At 73.2% G+C, this 16,724-nt stretch carries 12 protein-coding genes; 10 read left to right on the top strand and 2 right to left on the bottom strand.

The genetic code is table 11. From position 1 onward, the window contains the following. Positions 1–20: 20 nt before the first annotated feature. Positions 21–1,070, top strand: a complete 1,050-nt coding sequence (locus ACZ4MH_RS10795; protein WP_351594714.1) for a hypothetical protein — start codon at positions 21–23, stop codon at positions 1,068–1,070. A gap of 63 nt (positions 1,071–1,133) precedes the next feature. Here ACZ4MH_RS10795 and ACZ4MH_RS10790 read toward each other — a convergent pair whose 3' ends face one another. Continuing rightward, complete coding sequence (locus ACZ4MH_RS10790) at positions 1,134–1,895, bottom strand: TetR/AcrR family transcriptional regulator (protein ID WP_351594711.1); 762 nt, start codon at positions 1,893–1,895, stop codon at positions 1,134–1,136. A 137-nt stretch (positions 1,896–2,032) separates the two neighbouring features. On the opposite strand from ACZ4MH_RS10790, the gene ACZ4MH_RS10785 reads away from it, so the two are divergent. Both ACZ4MH_RS10785 and ACZ4MH_RS10780 read left to right on the top strand, forming a co-directional pair. After that, positions 2,033–3,001, top strand: a complete 969-nt coding sequence (locus tag ACZ4MH_RS10785) for an ATP-binding cassette domain-containing protein (RefSeq protein ID WP_351594708.1) — start codon at positions 2,033–2,035, stop codon at positions 2,999–3,001. After that, positions 2,998–3,831 (top strand): ABC transporter permease, encoded by an 834-nt coding sequence (locus ACZ4MH_RS10780; protein ID WP_351594705.1) that lies wholly within the window; start codon positions 2,998–3,000, stop codon positions 3,829–3,831. The genes ACZ4MH_RS10785 and ACZ4MH_RS10780 overlap by 4 nt, the downstream gene beginning before the upstream one ends. A 107-nt stretch (positions 3,832–3,938) precedes the next feature. On the opposite strand, the gene serC is transcribed toward ACZ4MH_RS10780, so the two are convergent. Continuing rightward, positions 3,939–5,057 (bottom strand): phosphoserine transaminase, encoded by a 1,119-nt coding sequence (gene serC, locus ACZ4MH_RS10775; RefSeq protein ID WP_351594702.1) that lies wholly within the window; start codon positions 5,055–5,057, stop codon positions 3,939–3,941. A gap of 146 nt (positions 5,058–5,203) precedes the next feature. Between serC and ACZ4MH_RS10770 the strand changes: the two genes are divergently transcribed. The 7 genes from ACZ4MH_RS10770 to ACZ4MH_RS10740 all read left to right on the top strand — a co-directional run bounded on the left by ACZ4MH_RS10770 (position 5,204) and on the right by ACZ4MH_RS10740 (position 16,722). After that, a complete protein-coding gene (locus ACZ4MH_RS10770; protein WP_351594699.1) occupies positions 5,204–8,080 on the top strand; it encodes an FAD-binding and (Fe-S)-binding domain-containing protein in 2,877 nt (958 codons plus the stop codon). Positions 8,081–8,165: 85 nt separating this feature from the next. Continuing rightward, positions 8,166–9,191: an EamA family transporter gene (locus tag ACZ4MH_RS10765; RefSeq protein WP_467754463.1), complete on the top strand. Its 1,026-nt coding sequence runs from the start codon at positions 8,166–8,168 to the stop codon at positions 9,189–9,191. Between the two features lie 224 nt (positions 9,192–9,415). Beyond that, complete coding sequence (locus tag ACZ4MH_RS10760) at positions 9,416–10,588, top strand: phage baseplate protein (protein ID WP_351594697.1); 1,173 nt, start codon at positions 9,416–9,418, stop codon at positions 10,586–10,588. A 167-nt stretch (positions 10,589–10,755) separates the two neighbouring features. Next, on the top strand, positions 10,756–11,568 hold the full coding sequence (locus ACZ4MH_RS10755; RefSeq protein ID WP_351594694.1) for a TIGR03084 family metal-binding protein: 813 nt from the start codon (positions 10,756–10,758) through the stop codon (positions 11,566–11,568). Next, positions 11,565–13,277 carry an acyclic terpene utilization AtuA family protein gene (locus ACZ4MH_RS10750; RefSeq protein WP_351594691.1) on the top strand — a complete coding sequence of 571 codons (1,713 nt, stop codon included), beginning with the start codon at positions 11,565–11,567 and terminating at the stop codon, positions 13,275–13,277. The genes ACZ4MH_RS10755 and ACZ4MH_RS10750 overlap by 4 nt, the downstream gene beginning before the upstream one ends. After that, positions 13,274–14,872 (top strand): acyl-CoA carboxylase subunit beta, encoded by a 1,599-nt coding sequence (locus ACZ4MH_RS10745; protein WP_351594688.1) that lies wholly within the window; start codon positions 13,274–13,276, stop codon positions 14,870–14,872. The genes ACZ4MH_RS10750 and ACZ4MH_RS10745 overlap by 4 nt, the downstream gene beginning before the upstream one ends. Positions 14,873–14,880: 8 nt before the next feature. After that, on the top strand, positions 14,881–16,722 hold the full coding sequence (locus ACZ4MH_RS10740) for an ATP-binding protein (protein ID WP_351594685.1): 1,842 nt from the start codon (positions 14,881–14,883) through the stop codon (positions 16,720–16,722). The last annotated feature ends 2 nt before the right edge of the window (positions 16,723–16,724 follow it).

Below are 16,724 nucleotides of genomic sequence, written 5' to 3'. Positions count from 1 at the left end.
GGGGATGGGAGGCTTGGGGCATGCGTTCGCTTCTGTGTGCGGCCGGTGCCGCGGGGGTCCTGCTGGTCGCGTCGGCCGCCACTGCCGTGGCCGCGCCCGCCGCCGAGCCGGAACCGTTCACGATCAAGGATCAGCGGATCACCGAGTCCAGCGGGCTGGCCGCCAGCCGCGCCCACCCGGGCATCTACTGGACGCACAACGACAGTGATGACGGGCCGTATGTCTATGCCGTGGACTCCGCGACCGGGCGGACGGTCGCCACTGTCACGATGCGGGGGGTCGGCGATCCGCGGGACGTGGAGGCGATCTCGATCGGGCCCGACGGCGACCTGTACGTCGGCGACATCGGGGACAACCTGGACGGGTCCTGGGACCACGTGTGGATTTATCGGTTCCCCGAGCCGAAGCAGCTGCGCGACCAGACCGTGACGGCGACCCAGTACGACGTGAAGTACGCGGACGGGGCGCGGAACGCCGAGGCGATGATGGTCGATCCGAAGACCGGCCGGGTCTACATCGCCGACAAGAAGGAGGACGGGGACGGCGCGCTCTACGCGGGCCCGGCCCGGCTGAGCACGTCCGGCCCGAACGTCTTCCGGCGCGTCGCGGGCGTCGATCTGTGGGTGACCGACGGCGCCTTCTCGCCGGACGGCACCCGGCTGATGCTGCGCGGGTACTTCGGGGGGCGGATGTACCGCTGGCACAACGGCCGTCCGACGGAGCTCGGCGCGGTCGGCGTACCGATACAGGGGCAGGGCGAGTCGGTCACGTTCACGGCGGACGGGCGGTCGCTGATGTTCGGCTCGGAGGGGGCGAACAGCGAGGTGCGGCCGGTCGGGCTGAGCGGCGAGCAGCTCCCGGAGAAGGCGCCCGGCGACGACCACTCCGGCACTCCGGGCGGCGGTGACAAGAACGGCTCGGGAAGTTCGAACGGTACGGACGGCTCCGGTGATTCCTCCGACTCCTCCGACTCCTCGGAGAAGGGCAGCCCGGTCGTCACCGGCGTCGTCGTCATCGGCCTCGCCGTGGCGGCCGTCCTCGCCCTCCGCAGGCGCGGCCGCCGCGACTGACCGACCGCCGGGCCGCCGCGGCTGAGGCAGTGCCTGCCTCAGCGGGCGCGGCGTGCCTCCTGGTCACTCCGGGGTGGCCGGGCCTTCGATGAACGACGTGAACCCGTCCAGTAGCCGGTCGAGTCCCAGCTCGAAGATGTCGCCACCGGCGTCGTCGAACGCGTCCGCCGGAAGCGTTGCCAGCTGGGGGTAGCGCCCGCTGTTCATCGCTCGGTTGAGCAGGGGCTCCTGCGCCTTCCAGAAGTCCGCGTCGCTGACGCCGCTGCGCTTCTCGGCCTGGGCGGAATTCACCTCGACGCGGGTGACGCCGGTGACGAAGCCGTCGAGGGCGACCAGGACGTGGATCTTCTCGCGGCCGCTCAGCCGGGTGCCGGCCAGGCCTTCCAGCGCGTACTCCAGGCCGTCCAAGGCGTTCGGGCCGAGGAGCGGGCGGGCCTGGTCGACCTGGAGCAGCCAGGGGTGTTGGTGGTAGAGCCGTCGGCTGCCGTGCGCAACGGCCGTCAGGGCGGCGCGCCAGCCCGCTTCCGGGGCGGGGTGCGAGGGCGCGTCGAATTCCACGACCTTGTCGAGCATCAGGTCGAGCAGTTCGGCCTTGCCGGGGATGTAGCGGTACAGGGACATCGCGCCGACGCCCAGTTCGGAGGCGACCCGGCGCATGGAGAGGGCGGCGAGCCCGTCGGTGTCGGCGACGGCCACCGCGGCGGTCACGATCGCGTCGAGGGTGAGGCCGGGCTTCGGGCCGCGGCTGCGGCGCTCGCCGGTTCCCCAGAGCAGCTCCATGCTGCGCGAGACATCACCGCTGCCGCTGTGTTCTGTCGTGGTCATGGTGCCGCCATCGTAGGCCGTCGAAGAAAAACTGGGTACGCCGTACGCGAAATAGAGTACGGTGTACGCGGAAGAGGGTGCGCCGCACTCGGTTCGCCGGGCGGCGTGCCCGTTTCGTGGAGTACGGAGGGGAGCCTGTGACAACAGCGGAAGCGGCCGTCCTCGCGGAGGGCCTGTCCAAGAAGTACGGCGGCAAGCGCGCGCTCGACGGCCTCGACCTCGCCGTCCGGCGCGGCACCGTCCACGGCCTCCTCGGCCCCAATGGCGCGGGCAAGACCACCGCCGTGCGCATCTTGTCCACGCTCGTGCGACTGGACGGCGGCCGGGCGCGGGTGGCGGGCCTGGATGTGGCGCGGCAGCCGCGTGCGGTGCGCGGGCGCATCGGGCTGACCGGGCAGTACGCGGCCGTGGACGAGGTGCTGACCGGCCGGCAGAACCTGGAGATGTTCGGCCGCCTCTTCCACCTGGGCGGCCGCCGGGCCCGGCGGCGCGCGGCGGAGCTGCTGGCACAGTTCGGCCTGACGGACGCCGCCGACAAGGGGGTCGGACAGTACAGCGGTGGCATGCGGCGACGGCTGGACCTCGCCGCGTCCATGATCCTCGCTCCGGCCGTGCTGTTCCTCGACGAGCCGACGACCGGCCTCGACCCCCGCAGCCGCGGCGAGGTCTGGGACTCCGTGCGGGCGCTGGTGGCCGGTGGCACCACCGTGCTGCTCACCACCCAGTACTTGGAGGAGGCCGACCGGCTCGCCTCGCACATCACCGTCATCGACCAGGGCCGGGCCATCGCCGACGACACCCCGGACGGGCTGAAGGACCGGATCGGCGGCGACCGCATCGAGGTCGTGGTCGCCGAGCGGGGCGACATCCCGCGGGCGGTGAAGGTGGTCGCCCGGGTCGCGGACGGCGAACCGGAGACGGACGGTACCGAGCTGCGCGTGCACGCACCGGTCACCGACCGCGTGGCCGCCCTCACCGACGTGGCGCGCACCCTCCAGGACGAAGGCGTACCGGTCGAGGACATCGGGCTGCGCAGGCCGAGCCTGGACGATGTGTTCCTGCGCCTGACCGGTCACCGCACCGAGACCGAGGAGGCGGCCGCATGAGCACCGTCGAGCTGCGGACCGGGCACGAGCCCGACGGCCAGGTCTCCCGCATCCGTTGGGCCCTCGCCGACTGCTGGAACGTCGTACGCCGCGGCCTCACCCACTACCAGCGCCAGCCGGTCGGCATCGCCTGGCAACTGGGTTTCCCGATCCTGTCCGTGCTGCTGTACGGATATGTCTTCGGCAGCGCCATGAGGGTGCCCGGCGGTGGGGACTACCAGGACTTCCTGATGCCGGGGATGTTCGTGATGACGATGGCCTTCGGGTTCATCAACACGGCGGCGACGGTGGTCCACGACTCCACCAAGGGCGTCATCGACCGGTTCCGCTCCATGCCGATGGCACCGTCCGCGGTCGTCGCCGGGCGTGGTGTCACCGACCTCGTCGTCGCCTGCGCCGAGCTGACGATCCTGATGCTCACCGCGTTCGCCATGGGCTGGCGGCCCGACGGCGGCCTTGCCTTCATCGGGGCCTTCGCACTGCTGCTGTGGCTGCGGTGCGCGCTGATCTGGCTGGGGGTGTGGCTCGGTCTGCTGGTACCCAACCCGGAGGCGGCGGGCGGCTTGTTCGCGGTCGCCTTCCCGCTGACCATGATCTCCAGCGTCTTCGTCGCGCCCCGGCTGATGCCGGACTGGCTGGGTTTCGTGGCGGCGTGGAACCCGATCTCGTCGACGGCCGCGGCCACTCGGGAGCTGTTCGGTACGCCGGTGGGCAGCGGCGATTCCTGGGTGGAGCAGCACGCCCTGCTGATGGCCGGACTCTGGCCGGTGGTCCTCACCGTCGTCTTCCTGCCGCTGGCGGTGCGCCGCTTCCAGCGGTTGAGCCGGTGAGCGCCCGCCGCGCCCCACTGCCATGATCCGGGGGCCGGCGCAGCGACGGACGGGCCCCGGCGATCGCGTCGCCGGGGCCCGTCCGTTGAGTCGTGTCGCCGACCCGCTTACAGCTTGTCGATCACGTAGTCGATGCAGGCGGTGAGGGACTCGACGTCGGACGGGTCGATCGCCGGGAACATCGCGACGCGCAGCTGGTTGCGGCCGAGCTTGCGGTACGGGTCGGTGTCGACGATGCCGTTGGCGCGCAGGACCTTGGCCACGGCCGCCGCGTCCACGTCCTCGTTGAAGTCGATCGTGCCGATGACCTGCGAGCGCTTCGCCGGGTCGGTGACGAACGGGGTGGCGTACTTGGAGTCCTCGGCCCAGCCGTACAGCGTGCGCGAGGAGGCCGCGGTGCGTCCGACCGCCCAGTCCAGGCCGCCCTGGCCGTTGATCCAGTCCAGCTGCTCGCCGAGCAGGAAGAGGGTGGAGAGGGCCGGGGTGTTGTACGTCTGGTTCTTCAGGCTGTTGTCGATCGCCGTGGGGAGCGAGAAGAACTCGGGGACGTGGCGGCCGGAGGCGTGGACCGCGCGGGCGCGCTCCAGGGCCGCGGGGGAGAAGACGCCGATCCACAGGCCGCCGTCGGAGGCGAAGGACTTCTGCGGGGCGAAGTAGTAGACGTCCGTCTCGGAGATGTCGACCGGGAGGCCGCCGGCGCCGGAGGTGGCGTCGACCAGGACGAGGGAGCCCTCGTCGGCGCCCGCGACCCGCTTGATCGGGGCCGCGACACCGGTGGAGGTCTCGTTGTGCGTGAAGGCGTAGACGTCCACGCCTGCCTCGGCCTGCGGCTCCGGGTGCGTGCCGGGGTCGGCGGAGATGACGGTGGGCTCGTCGAGCCACGGCGCCAGCTTCGCGGCCTTGGCGAACTTCGAGGAGAACTCGCCGAAGGAGAGGTGCTGGGACTTGCGCTCGATCAGGCCGTGCGTCGCGATGTCCCAGAAGGCGGTCGAGCCGCCGTTGCCCAGGATGACCTCGTAGCCCTCGGGGAGCTGGAAGAGGTCGCGAACGCCCTCGCGCACCTTGCCGACCAGGTTCTTCACCGGGGCCTGGCGGTGGGAGGTGCCGAGCAGGGACGTGCCGGTGGCGGCCAGGGCGTCGAGCGCCTCCGTACGCACCTTGGAGGGGCCAGCGCCGAAACGTCCGTCGGCGGGCTTGATGTCAGCGGGAATCTGGATCTCAGCCACGGACGAAGCCTAATCCGTCGGGCCGCCCGGATCTGACCGGAGTCCAGTCGTTGAGACGCATGTGTCCGGGATGGACGCGGTTCTGTGTTCGGGATGGACGCGCTTCGGAGGTCATCTACCGGCGCTCGGCGGGGCAGGCTGGGGGCATGGCTGAGCGTGCGCAGAAGGATGCAGAGGCGGGGACGGCGGACGGGACGGCGGAGGCGGAGCTGGCGCGGGCCCTGAGGGCGGCCGTGCGGGGCGAGGTGTCGGTCACCGCCGCCGACCGGGCGCTGGTGACCATGGACGCGTCGAACTACCGGCGGGTGCCGCGGGCGGTCGTCGCGCCCCGGGACGACGCGGACGTCGCGGCCGCGCTGCGGGTCTGCCGGGAGCACGGCGTGCCGGTGGTGCCGCGCGGCGGCGGCACGTCCATCGCGGGGCAGGCCACCGGCACGGGCGTGGTGCTGGACTTCACCCGCCACATGCGGCGGATCGTGTCGCTGGACCCGGAGGCGCGGACGGCCGTGGTCCAGCCCGGCGTGATCTGCGACGAGCTGCGCACCGCGGCCGCCGCGCACGGCCTGACCTTCGGCCCCGACCCCTCCACGCACAGCCGCTGCACGATCGGCGGCATGATCGGCAACAACTCCTGCGGCTCGCACTCGGTGGCCTGGGGGACGACGGCGGACAACGTGCACGCGCTGGACGTGCTGACGTACGGGGGCGAGCGGGTCCGCGCCGGTCAGGGGCTCGACGGCGTGCCGGGCGCCCTCGCGGACGGCGTGCGCGCCCTGGTCGACGGGGACCTCGCGCTGCTGCGCACCGGCTTTCCCGAGCTGCCGCGCCGGATCTCCGGGTACGCGCTGGACGCGCTGCTGCCGGAGAACGGCGTCGATCTCGCCCGGACGCTCACCGGGAGCGAGGGCACCCTCGGCGTGCTGACCGAGGCGACGGTGAAGCTGGTCGAGGCGCCGGCAGCCCGGGTCCTCGCCGTACTGGGGTACCCGGACGAGAGCGCCGCCGCAGAGGCCGCGCACACCCTGCTGCCGTACGGGCCGCTGACCGTGGAGGGCATGGCCTCCGACCTGGTGCCCGACGCGAGCGGGCTGCCGAAGGGCGGCGCGTGGCTCTTCGTGGAGCTGGGCGGCGGCTCCCCGGAGGAGGCGCGGGCGCGTGCCGAGGAGCTGTGCCGGGCGGCGGCCGCGGGCGCCACGGACCATCTGCTCGTGTCCGACCCGGCGGGGCAGCGCGCCCTGTGGCGGGTCCGCGAGGACGCGTCGGGGACGGCGACCCGGATGCCGGACGGGAGCGAGGCGTGGCCGGGGTGGGAGGACTGCGCGGTGCCCCCGGCGCGGCTCGGCGGCTATCTGCGCGACTTCCGGGGGCTGCTCGGGCAGCACGGCCTGCGCGGCACCCCGTACGGCCACTTCGGGGACGGCTGCATTCACGTACGCATCGACTTCGACCTGCTGAGCGAGGCGGGTATCCGCCGCTTCCGGGACTTCTCGTACGACCTGGGGGACCTGGTCGTCGCGCACGGCGGGTCGCTGTCCGGCGAGCACGGCGACGGGCAGGCGCGCGCCGAACTGCTGCCGAAGATGTACGGGCCGGAACTCGTCGGCCTCTTCGGGCGTTTCAAGGATGTGTGGGACCCGGCGGGCGGGCTCAACCCCGGCATGCTCGTCCGCCCGCACCGCATGGACGAGAATCTGCGCTTCGCCGTGCTGCCGAGGAAGCCGGTCGATGTGGAGTTCGGGTATCCGCACGACAAGGGTGACTTCTCCGCTGCCGTGCGGCGCTGCGTCGGCGTCGCCAAGTGCCGTAACACCTCCGTCTCCGGCGCGGGCGTGATGTGCCCCTCCTTCCGCGCGACCGGCGAGGAGCAGCACTCCACGCGCGGCCGCGCCCGGTTGCTGCACGAGATGCTGGCGGGCGAGGTGGTCACGGACGGCTGGCGCTCCACCGAAGTACGCGACGCGCTCGACCTGTGCCTGTCCTGCAAGGGGTGTCGCAGCGACTGCCCGGTGGGCGTGGACATGGCGACGTACAAGGCCGAGTTCCTGCACCACCACTACGAAGGGCGGCTGCGGCCCGCCGCGCACTACGCCATGGGGCGGCTGCCGCTGTGGCTGCGGGCCGCCGCGATCTCCCGGCTGGCGCCGGTGATCAATGCCGCGGCCCGGGTGGGACCGCTCGCGTCGCTGGCCAAGCGGGCCGGCGGCATCGCGCCGGAGCGCACGATCCCCGAGATCGCGCCGGAGCCGTTCACGCGCTGGCTGGCCCGCCGCTCCCGGGCGCGCCTCGGCGACGGTACGCACCTCTTCTCCAGCGACCGGGTCGCCTTCCTCTGGCCGGACACCTTCACCAACCACCTCGCCCCGTCCGCCGGGCAGGCCGCCGTCAAGGTTTTGGAGGCGGCCGGCAAGGAGGTTCTGCTCCCGGGCGGCCGACCTGGCAAGGCCGTCTGCTGCGGCCTGACCTATGTCTCCACCGGCCAGCTCGACCAGGCACGCAAGGTCATGCGGCGCACCCTGGACCGCGTCGAGCCGACGCTGGGCTCACCGGTCGTCGTCCTGGAGCCGAGCTGCGCCGCCACCCTCCGCACCGACCTGCCCGAACTGCTGCCGGACGATCCGCGCGCCGCCGAGCTGGCCCGCTCGGTCCGCACCTTCGCGCAGTACCTGGAGGAGTACGCGCCGGACTGGCGGCCGCCGCGCGTCGACCGCCCGGTGGCCGGGCAGACGCACTGCCACCAGCACGCCGTGCTCGGTGACGCGGCCGAGCGGCGGCTGCGCGAGCGCGCGGGGCTGACCGGCGAGCTGAGCGGCGGCTGCTGCGGCCTCGCGGGCAATTTCGGCTTCGAGCGCGGCCATTACGACGTGTCGGTGGCGTGCGCGGAGGAGCAGCTGCTGCCGGCCGTTCGGGACGCGGCCCCGGACGCGGAGATCATCGCCGACGGCTTCTCCTGCCGTACGCAGCTGGCGCAGCTGGGCGCGCGGCCCGGGCGCCACCTGGCGGAGGTGCTGGCCGAGCACCTGTGACGGCCGCGACCGGAAAGGCCTGTCAGTACCGAAACCAGCCATAGCGCATTTCATCCATCGCGGCATGGGCCTTAGCTTGGGATGCGTGAACCACTCGTCTCCCCAGTCCGGCCCGCAGCAGGCCGGCTCTCGCTCCAGCTCGTCCTCCGGCGCCCCGGCCGCCGCCGAGTCCCCGCAGCTCGCGCCGTCCGACGCGGGCGCGGTGCCGGTCGCGGTACCGGCGTCGGAGGAGGTGCGGCGGGCCGAGCGGGCGGGCCGGGCCGGCGGCTCCCGCGCGCGCATGACCTCCGTCGGGCTGGTCATCGGCGGCATCATCTCGCTGCAGTTCGGCTCGTCGGTTGCGGTACTGCTCTTCCCGCGGGCCGGTGCGCTCGGCGTGGTCACGCTGCGGCTGGTCGTCGCGGCGCTGGTGCTGCTCGTGGCCTGCCGCCCGAAGCTGCGCGGCTACTCGCGCGGCGACTGGGCCACCGTCGTCGGCTTCGGCATCGCGCTGGCCGGCATGAACTCGCTCTTCTACCAGGCGATCGACCGCATCCCGCTGGGCGCGGCGGTCACCCTGGAGTTCCTCGGCCCGCTGGTGCTGTCGATCGTGACCTCGCGGCGCGCGCTGAGCCTGGTGTGGGCGGCGCTCGCGCTGGGCGGTGTCGTACTGCTGGGCCGCGAGGGCTTCGACGGGCTGAACGCGGCCGGCGCCGGCTTCGCCCTGGCCGCCGGTGCGCTGTGGGCCGCGTACATCCTGCTCTCCGCACGCGCGGGACAGCGCTTCCCGCAGGCGGACGGGCTGGCGCTGGCGATGACCGTCGCGGCCGTCCTCAGCCTGCCGCTGGGCGTCGCGTCCGCCGGTTCGGCGCTGATCGACCCCGTGACGATCGGCCTCGGCGCGGCCGTCGCGCTGATGTCCTCGGTGCTGCCGTACACCCTGGAGCTGCTGGCCCTGCGCAGGCTCCCGGCGTCCGGGTTCGCCGTGATGATGAGCCTGGAGCCGGCCGCGGCGGCGACGGCGGGCTTCCTGGTCCTGCACCAGGCGCTCGGCTGGGCGGAGATCGCCGCCATCGCCATGGTCGTCCTCGCGAGCGTCGGCGCGGTCCGCTCGGCGGGCTCCGGCCACTGACTCCCGCCCGCCCCGGACCCCGGTCCTTGGGGCCGTTGGTGTGAGGAACCGGGGGCGGATGGATGAAGCCGCTCCCGGGCACGTGTGGCACCCGGCCCTCGCCGGTCATGAACGTTCTCACGAGCCGCGGATATGGACATGTCCGGACAGAAACGGTCCGGGACAGCCATGCTCCACGACGCGTACGAGTACGAGCACGGACGACGACGGAGGGGCGACGCGGTATGACGGGGATCGGGCGCAGGGAACTGCTCAGGTTCGGAGGCGCCGCGGTCCTCGGCGGCCCGGTGCTGCTCACCGGCCGGGCCGCGGCGGACCCGGGCCCGGACGTCCCGCACGGCGCGCCACTGCCCGGTGAGAATCCGGCGGCCGACCTGGTCACCAAGAAGCCGGTGGCCGACGTGCCCGTCAACAATCCGGCGGCCGACGTGCCCACCAAGAAGCCGGTGGCCGACGTGCCCACCGTGAAGCCCGTCCCCGCCTTCCCCGCGCGGGCCCCGGGCGACTGGATCGACCTGACCGGGCCGGCCGAGGCGCTGCTGGTGAAGAAGCGGCTCACGCACTTCTCCGTCCTGCAGTCCTTCGCGTTCGACGAGGCGGCCGGGTACATCTACGCCCTCCAGGTCATCCAGGGCGGCGTCCGCCTCAAGGGCGAGGCGCGGACGTACAGCCACGCGCAGCGGGTCACCCGCGGCGACCTGTGCCTGAACCGCCTCACCATGTCCGGGAAGCTGAAGGACCGGATGTTCCTCACCGGCTTCGGGCACGGCGGCTCCCTCGGCGTGCAGCACCGGCCCGGCAAGGGGCCGCTGCTCTGGACGGAGTGGGACGTCAACCCCGCCTCCGGCTACGGCCGCGGCATCGCCCGCTTCCCCTACACCCCGAACAGGGTGCTGCGGGCCGGCGACCGCGCGCTGCTCACGTACCGGCCGAAGCCGGGCACCACGAAGAACCAGCCGGCGGTCGACATGACCACCCGCCGCCTGCTGCTCCGCTACCGCCGCGCGAGCGGCGTCTACCGTTACGCGCTCTACGACCTGGACGACTTCGGCGCGGGCACCGCGAAGCCGCTCGCCGACGTCCCGCAGCCGCTCCTGCGCAAGGGCGTCTTCCACCAGGGGCTGGCGCTGTCGGGGAACTACGCGTACCAGCTCACCGGCAGCCCGTTCGGCCCCGGCAATCCGCCGTCCGGACCCGGCAACGCCCGCCTGACCTGCATCGACCTGCGCAGCGGCGCGATCGTGCAGGAGGTACGTACGAAGGCGGGGCTGAAGCTGAGCCCGCGCGAGCCGGAGGGCCTGGCCGTGCTGCACCGCGGCGGCGAACGGCTGGTCGCGGGCTTCACCTCGGGCAAGGTCAACCGCCGCCGCTTCTCGCTGTACGCACACGGCGGCTGAGCCACCGCGGGCCCCGCCGGGGCGGCCGGTGTGCTCGCTGCTCAAAAAAATCATGCACGCATGCTTGATTGATTCCCGGCGCGCTGCCACGCTCTGACACGCATCACCACCCACACACCAACTCCCCCTGCACGCACGCGTACAGGGGTGGACGAGGGGAGTGCAGCGTGTCCGACCCGAGCCCGGTGCTCGCCGACCTGCGCGCGGAGGGCCAGGCGCTGGACGCCCTCGTGGGGCCGCTCGCCGCGGACCGCTGGGCGACGCCGACCCCGGCCGCCGGCTGGACGATCGCCCACCAGATAGCCCATCTGGCCTGGACCGATCAGCAGGCGCTGCTTGCGGCCACCGACCCGGACGGCTTCCGGCGCGCCGCCGAGGCGGCGCTCGCCTCTCCGGACACCTTCGTCGACGAGGGCGCAGAGGAAGGGGCCCGCCGGCCACCCGCCGAACTGCTGGCCCACTGGCGGGCGGGCCGCGACGCGCTGCACGACGCGCTCGCCGCGTACACCGGCGGCCGGCTGCCCTGGTTCGGCCCGCCGATGAGCATCACCTCGATGGCGACCGCGCGGCTGATGGAGACCTGGGCGCACGGCCAGGACGTCGCCGACGCGCTGGGCGCCGTACGGGAGCCGACCGCCCGGCTGCGGCACGTCGCCCACATCGGCGTACGGGCACGGAATTTCGCCTACCTGGCGCACGGACTCACGCCCCCGGAGGAGGAGTTCCGCGTCGAGCTGCGGGCGCCGGGCCCGGAGGGCGGGGTGTGGACGTACGGCCCCGAGGACGCGGCGCAGCGGGTGACCGGTGACGCGCTCGGCTTCTGCCTGCTGGTCACGCAGCGGGCGCACCGCGACGACGTGGACGTACGGGCCGAGGGCGCGGAGGCCGGACGGTGGCTGGGCATCGCCCAGGCGTTCGCCGGACCCCCGGGGCCGGGCCGCGAGCCCCGGACCGCCGCCCCGAAGGAGCCCCAGGCGTGACCCACCCGGCACCCACCGCACCCCTGCGCATAGGCAACGCCTCCGGCTTCTACGGCGACCGCTTCGACGCGCTGGAGGAGATGCTCACCGGCGGCCCCCTCGACATCCTCACCGGCGACTACCTCGCCGAACTCACCATGCTCATCCTGGGCCGAGACCGCCTGAAGGACCCGGGGCGCGGCTACGCGAAGACCTTCCTGCGGCAGCTGGAGACCGGCCTCGGGCTGGCCGCCGAGCGCGGCGTACGGATCGTCACCAACGCGGGCGGCCTGAACCCGGCCGGACTCGCCGACGCGGTACGGGAGTTGGCGGACAAGGTCGGCGTACCCGTCCGCGTCGCCCACGTCGAGGGCGACGACTTGCTCGCCCGCCCGGGCTGGCCCGCGGGCACGCTGACCGCCAACGCCTACCTCGGCGGTGGCGGCATCGCGGAGTGCCTGCGTTCCGGCGCCGAGGTGGTCGTCACCGGCAGGGTCACCGACGCCGCGCTGGTCAGCGGGGCGGCGGCCGCGCACTTCGGGTGGCGGCCCGACGACTTCGACCGGCTGGCGGGCGCGGTGCTCGCCGGGCACGTCCTGGAGTGCGGCACCCAGGCCACCGGCGGCAACTACTCCTTCTTCGGCGCCCTCGACGTGCACCGCCCCGGCTTCCCGCTCGCCGAGATCGCCGAAGACGGCTCCTCGGTGATCACCAAGCACCCGGGCACCGGCGGCGCCGTCACCCTCGGCACGGTCACCGCCCAGCTGCTGTACGAGACGACGGGCGCGCGGTACGCCGGGCCCGACGTGACCGCCCGGCTGGACACCGCCCGGCTCACGGAGGACGGCCCCGACCGGGTGCGCCTGGACGGCGTGCGCGGCGAGGCGCCGCCGTCCACCCTCAAGACCGGTCTGACCCGGCTCGGCGGCTGGCGCAACGAGGTCACGTTCGTGCTCACCGGGCTGGACGTGGACCTCAAGGCCCAGCTCGTACGCGAGCAGATGGAGGCGGCCTTCGCGGCGGCCGGGCGCCGGCCCGCCGAGGTGGACTGGCGCCTCGCCCGCACCGACCACGAGGACGCGGCGGCCGAGGAGGAGGCCAGCGCGCTGCTGCGGCTGGTCGTCCGGGACCCGGACCAGGACACGGTCGGCCGGGTCATCAGCGGCGCCGCGGTCGAGCTGGCCCTCGGCAGCTACCCGGGCTTCCACGTCACGGCCCCGCCCGGCAAGGGCGCACCGTACGGCGTCTTCGAGGCCGCGTACGTACCGGCGGACGAGGTGGCACACGCGGCCGTACTGTCGGACGGCCGCCGCGTAACCATCGAACCGCCGTCGCTGACAAGGGAATTGGAGCGGGCACCCGATCCGCCGCTCCCCGAGCCGCTGCACCACGACGGCCCCACCCGCCGCGCCCCGCTCGGCCTCGTCGCCGGGGCCCGCAGCGGCGACAAGGGCGGCGCGGCCAACGTCGGGGTGTGGGCGCGCACGGAGGAGGCGTGGCGGTGGCTGGCACACGAGCTGACCACCGACCGGCTCCGCGCGCTCCTCCCGGAGGCCGCCGGGCTGCCCGTCGAGCGGCACGTGCTGCCGAACCTGCGGGCGCTGAACTTCGTGATCGACGGACTGCTGGGCGCGGGCGTGGCCTCGCAGGCCCGCTTCGACCCGCAGGCCAAGGCCGTGGGCGAGTGGCTGCGCGCCCGCCACCTGGACATACCGGAGGTACTGCTGTGACCGTGCTCGGCACAGGGCTGGACACCGCGAGCCCCGAGTACGCGGAGAACCGCGCGGCGCTGCTCGCCAAGCTGGACGAGCTGACCGCCGAGCAGGACAGGGCGGTCGCCGGGGGCGGCGAGAAGTACGTCGACCGGCACCGCAAGCGCGGCAAGCTGCTCGCCCGCGAACGCGTCGAGCTGCTGCTCGACCCCGACACCCCCTTCCTGGAGCTGTCGCCGCTCGCCGCGTGGGGCAGCGACTACCAGGTGGGCGCCTCGCTGGTCACCGGGATCGGCGTGATCGAAGGCGTGGAGTGCCTGATCACCGCCAACGACCCGACCGTACGCGGCGGCGCCTCCAACCCCTGGACGCTGAAGAAGGCGCTGCGCGCGAACGAGATCGCGTACGCCAACCGGCTGCCGGTCGTGTCACTGGTGGAGTCCGGGGGCGCGGACCTGCCCAGCCAGAAGGAGATCTTCATCCCGGGCGGGGCGCTCTTCAAGGACCTCACCCGGCTCTCCGCTGCCGGGATTCCCACCGTCGCCGTCGTCTTCGGGAATTCGACGGCCGGCGGCGCGTACGTCCCCGGCATGTCCGACCACGTGATCATGGTCAAGGAGCGGGCCAAGGTCTTCCTCGGCGGGCCGCCGCTGGTGAAGATGGCCACCGGCGAGGAGAGCGACGACGAGTCGCTCGGCGGCGCCGAGATGCACGCCCGGACCTCGGGCCTCGCGGACTACTTCGCGGTGGACGAGCCGGACGCGCTGCGCCAGGCCCGCCGGGTGGTCGCCCGCCTCAACTGGCGCAAGGCACACGCCGATCCGGCGTTCGCGGAGCCCCCCAAGTACGACGAGGACGAGCTGCTGGGCATCGTCCCCGGCGACCTCAAGATCCCCTTCGACCCGCGCGAGGTCATCGCCCGCCTCGTGGACGGCTCGGACTTCGACGAGTTCAAGCCGCTGTACGGGCCCAGCCTGACCACCGGGTGGGCGCGGCTGCACGGCTACCCGGTCGGCATCCTCGCCAACGCGCAGGGTGTCCTCTTCAGCGCGGAGTCGCAGAAGGCCGCCCAGTTCATCCAGTTGGCGAACCAGCGCGACATCCCGCTGCTCTTCCTGCACAACACCACCGGCTACATGGTCGGCAAGGAGTACGAGCAGGGCGGCATCATCAAGCACGGCGCGATGATGATCAACGCGGTGTCGAACTCGCGCGTACCGCATCTGTCCGTGCTGATGGGAGCCTCGTACGGGGCCGGGCACTACGGCATGTGCGGTCGCGCCTACGATCCGCGCTTCCTCTTCGCCTGGCCTTCTGCCAAGTCGGCCGTCATGGGGCCGCAGCAGCTCGCGGGCGTGCTGTCGATCGTGGCGCGCGCCTCCGCCGCCGCCAAGGGGCAGCCGTACGACGACGAGGCCGACGCCGGGCTGCGCGCGATGGTCGAGCAGCAGATCGAGTCCGAGTCGCTGCCGATGTTCCTGTCCGGGCGGCTCTACGACGACGGCGTCATCGATCCGCGCGACACCCGCACCGTCCTCGGCCTGTGCCTGTCCGCGATCCACTCGGCGCCCGTGGAGGGCGCGCGAGGTGGTTTCGGCGTCTTCCGGATGTGAGGAAAGCAGTGATCCACACCCTCCTTGTCGCCAACCGCGGCGAGATCGCCTGCCGCATCTTCCGTACCTGCCGTGACCTGGGCATATCCACGGTCGCCGTGCACTCGGACCCGGACGCGGACGCGTTGCACACCCGCAGCGCCGACGCCGCCGTCGCCCTTCCCGGCGCCGCACCCGCCGACACGTACCTGCGCGGCGACCTCATCGTGAAGGCCGCCCTGGACGCCGGAGCCGACGCGGTCCACCCCGGCTACGGCTTCCTGTCCGAGAACCCGGAGTTCGCGGCGGCCGTCACCGATGCCGGACTGACCTGGGTCGGGCCGCCGCCCGCCGCCATCGCGGCGATGGCGTCCAAGACCCGGGCCAAGGAGCTCATGGGCATCGCCCCGCTCACCGAGGTCACCGAGGACGATCTGCCGGTACTGGTGAAGGCGGCGGCGGGCGGCGGCGGCCGCGGCATGCGGGTCGTACGCGAACTGGACGAGCTGAAAGGGGAGTTGGAGGCCGCGCGGGCCGAGGCGCTGAGTGCCTTCGGCGACGGCGAGGTCTTCGTCGAGCCGTACGTCGAGGGCGGCCGCCACGTCGAGGTGCAGATCCTCGCCGACGCGCACGGCACGGTCTGGCCGCTGGGCACCCGCGACTGCTCACTCCAGCGCCGCCACCAGAAGGTCGTCGAGGAGGCCCCGGCCCCCGGCCTCACGCCCGAACTGACGGCGACGCTGTACGAGATGGCCGTACGGGCCGCCCGCGCGACCGAGTACCGCGGCGCCGGCACCGTCGAATTCCTCGTCGTCGACGGCACCGCGCACTTCCTGGAGATGAACACCCGCCTCCAGGTCGAACACCCCGTCACCGAGGAGATCTTCGGCATCGACCTGGTCGCGCTGCAGCTGAGCGTCGCCGAGGGCGAGGCGCTGCCCGCCGCGCCCCCGGAGCCGCGCGGCCACGCCGTCGAGGCCCGCCTCTACGCCGAGGACCCGGCACGCGGCTGGGCCCCGCAGACCGGCACCCTGCACGGCCTCTCCGTACCGGGCGTACGCCTGGACTCCGGGTATACCGACGGCGACACCATCGGCATCCACTACGACCCGATGCTCGCCAAGGCCGTCGCCTGGGCGCCCACCCGCGCCGCCGCCGTCCGCAAGCTGGCGGGCGCGCTGGAGCGGGCCCGCGCCCACGGCCCGGTCACCAACCGCGAGCTGCTGGTGCGCTCGCTGCGCCACGAGGAGTTCGTGGCGGGGCGAATGGACACCGGCTTCTACGACCGGCACCTGCCAGGCCTCACGGCCGCGGCCCCCGACCCGTACGCCCCGCTGGCCGCGGCCCTCGCCGACGCGCACGGCCGCTCGCGCTTCGGCGGCTGGCGCAACGTGCCGTCGCAGCCGCAGGTCAAGCGTTACCGCACCGAGCCGGACGGTACCGAACACGAGGTTCGGTACCGGCACACCAGGGACGGCCTGGCCGCCGACGGTGTACTGGTCGTGCACGCGGGCCCCGACCGGGTCGTGCTGGAGGCCGACGGCGTACGGCGTACGTACGAGGTCACCGCGCACGGCGACCGGGTGTACGTCGGCGCCACCACCCTCACCGCCCTGCCCCGCTTCCCCGACCCCACGGCCCAGCAGGCGCCGGGATCTCTCCTCGCGCCCATGCCCGGCACGGTCGTCCGCGTGGCGGACGGGCTCGCCGAGGGGGCCGCCGTCGAGGCCGGCCAGCCGATCCTCTGGCTGGAGGCGATGAAGATGGAACACAAGATCACCGCGCCGGTCACCGGCACGTTGTCGGCGCTGCACGCCGAGGCAGGCCGACAGGTCGAGGTCGGCGCCCTGCTCGCCGTAGTCACCAACTGATG

This window comes from Streptomyces sp. NPDC026301, assembly GCF_055567935.1.
This window is presented reverse-complemented; position numbering and strand designations above follow the sequence as displayed.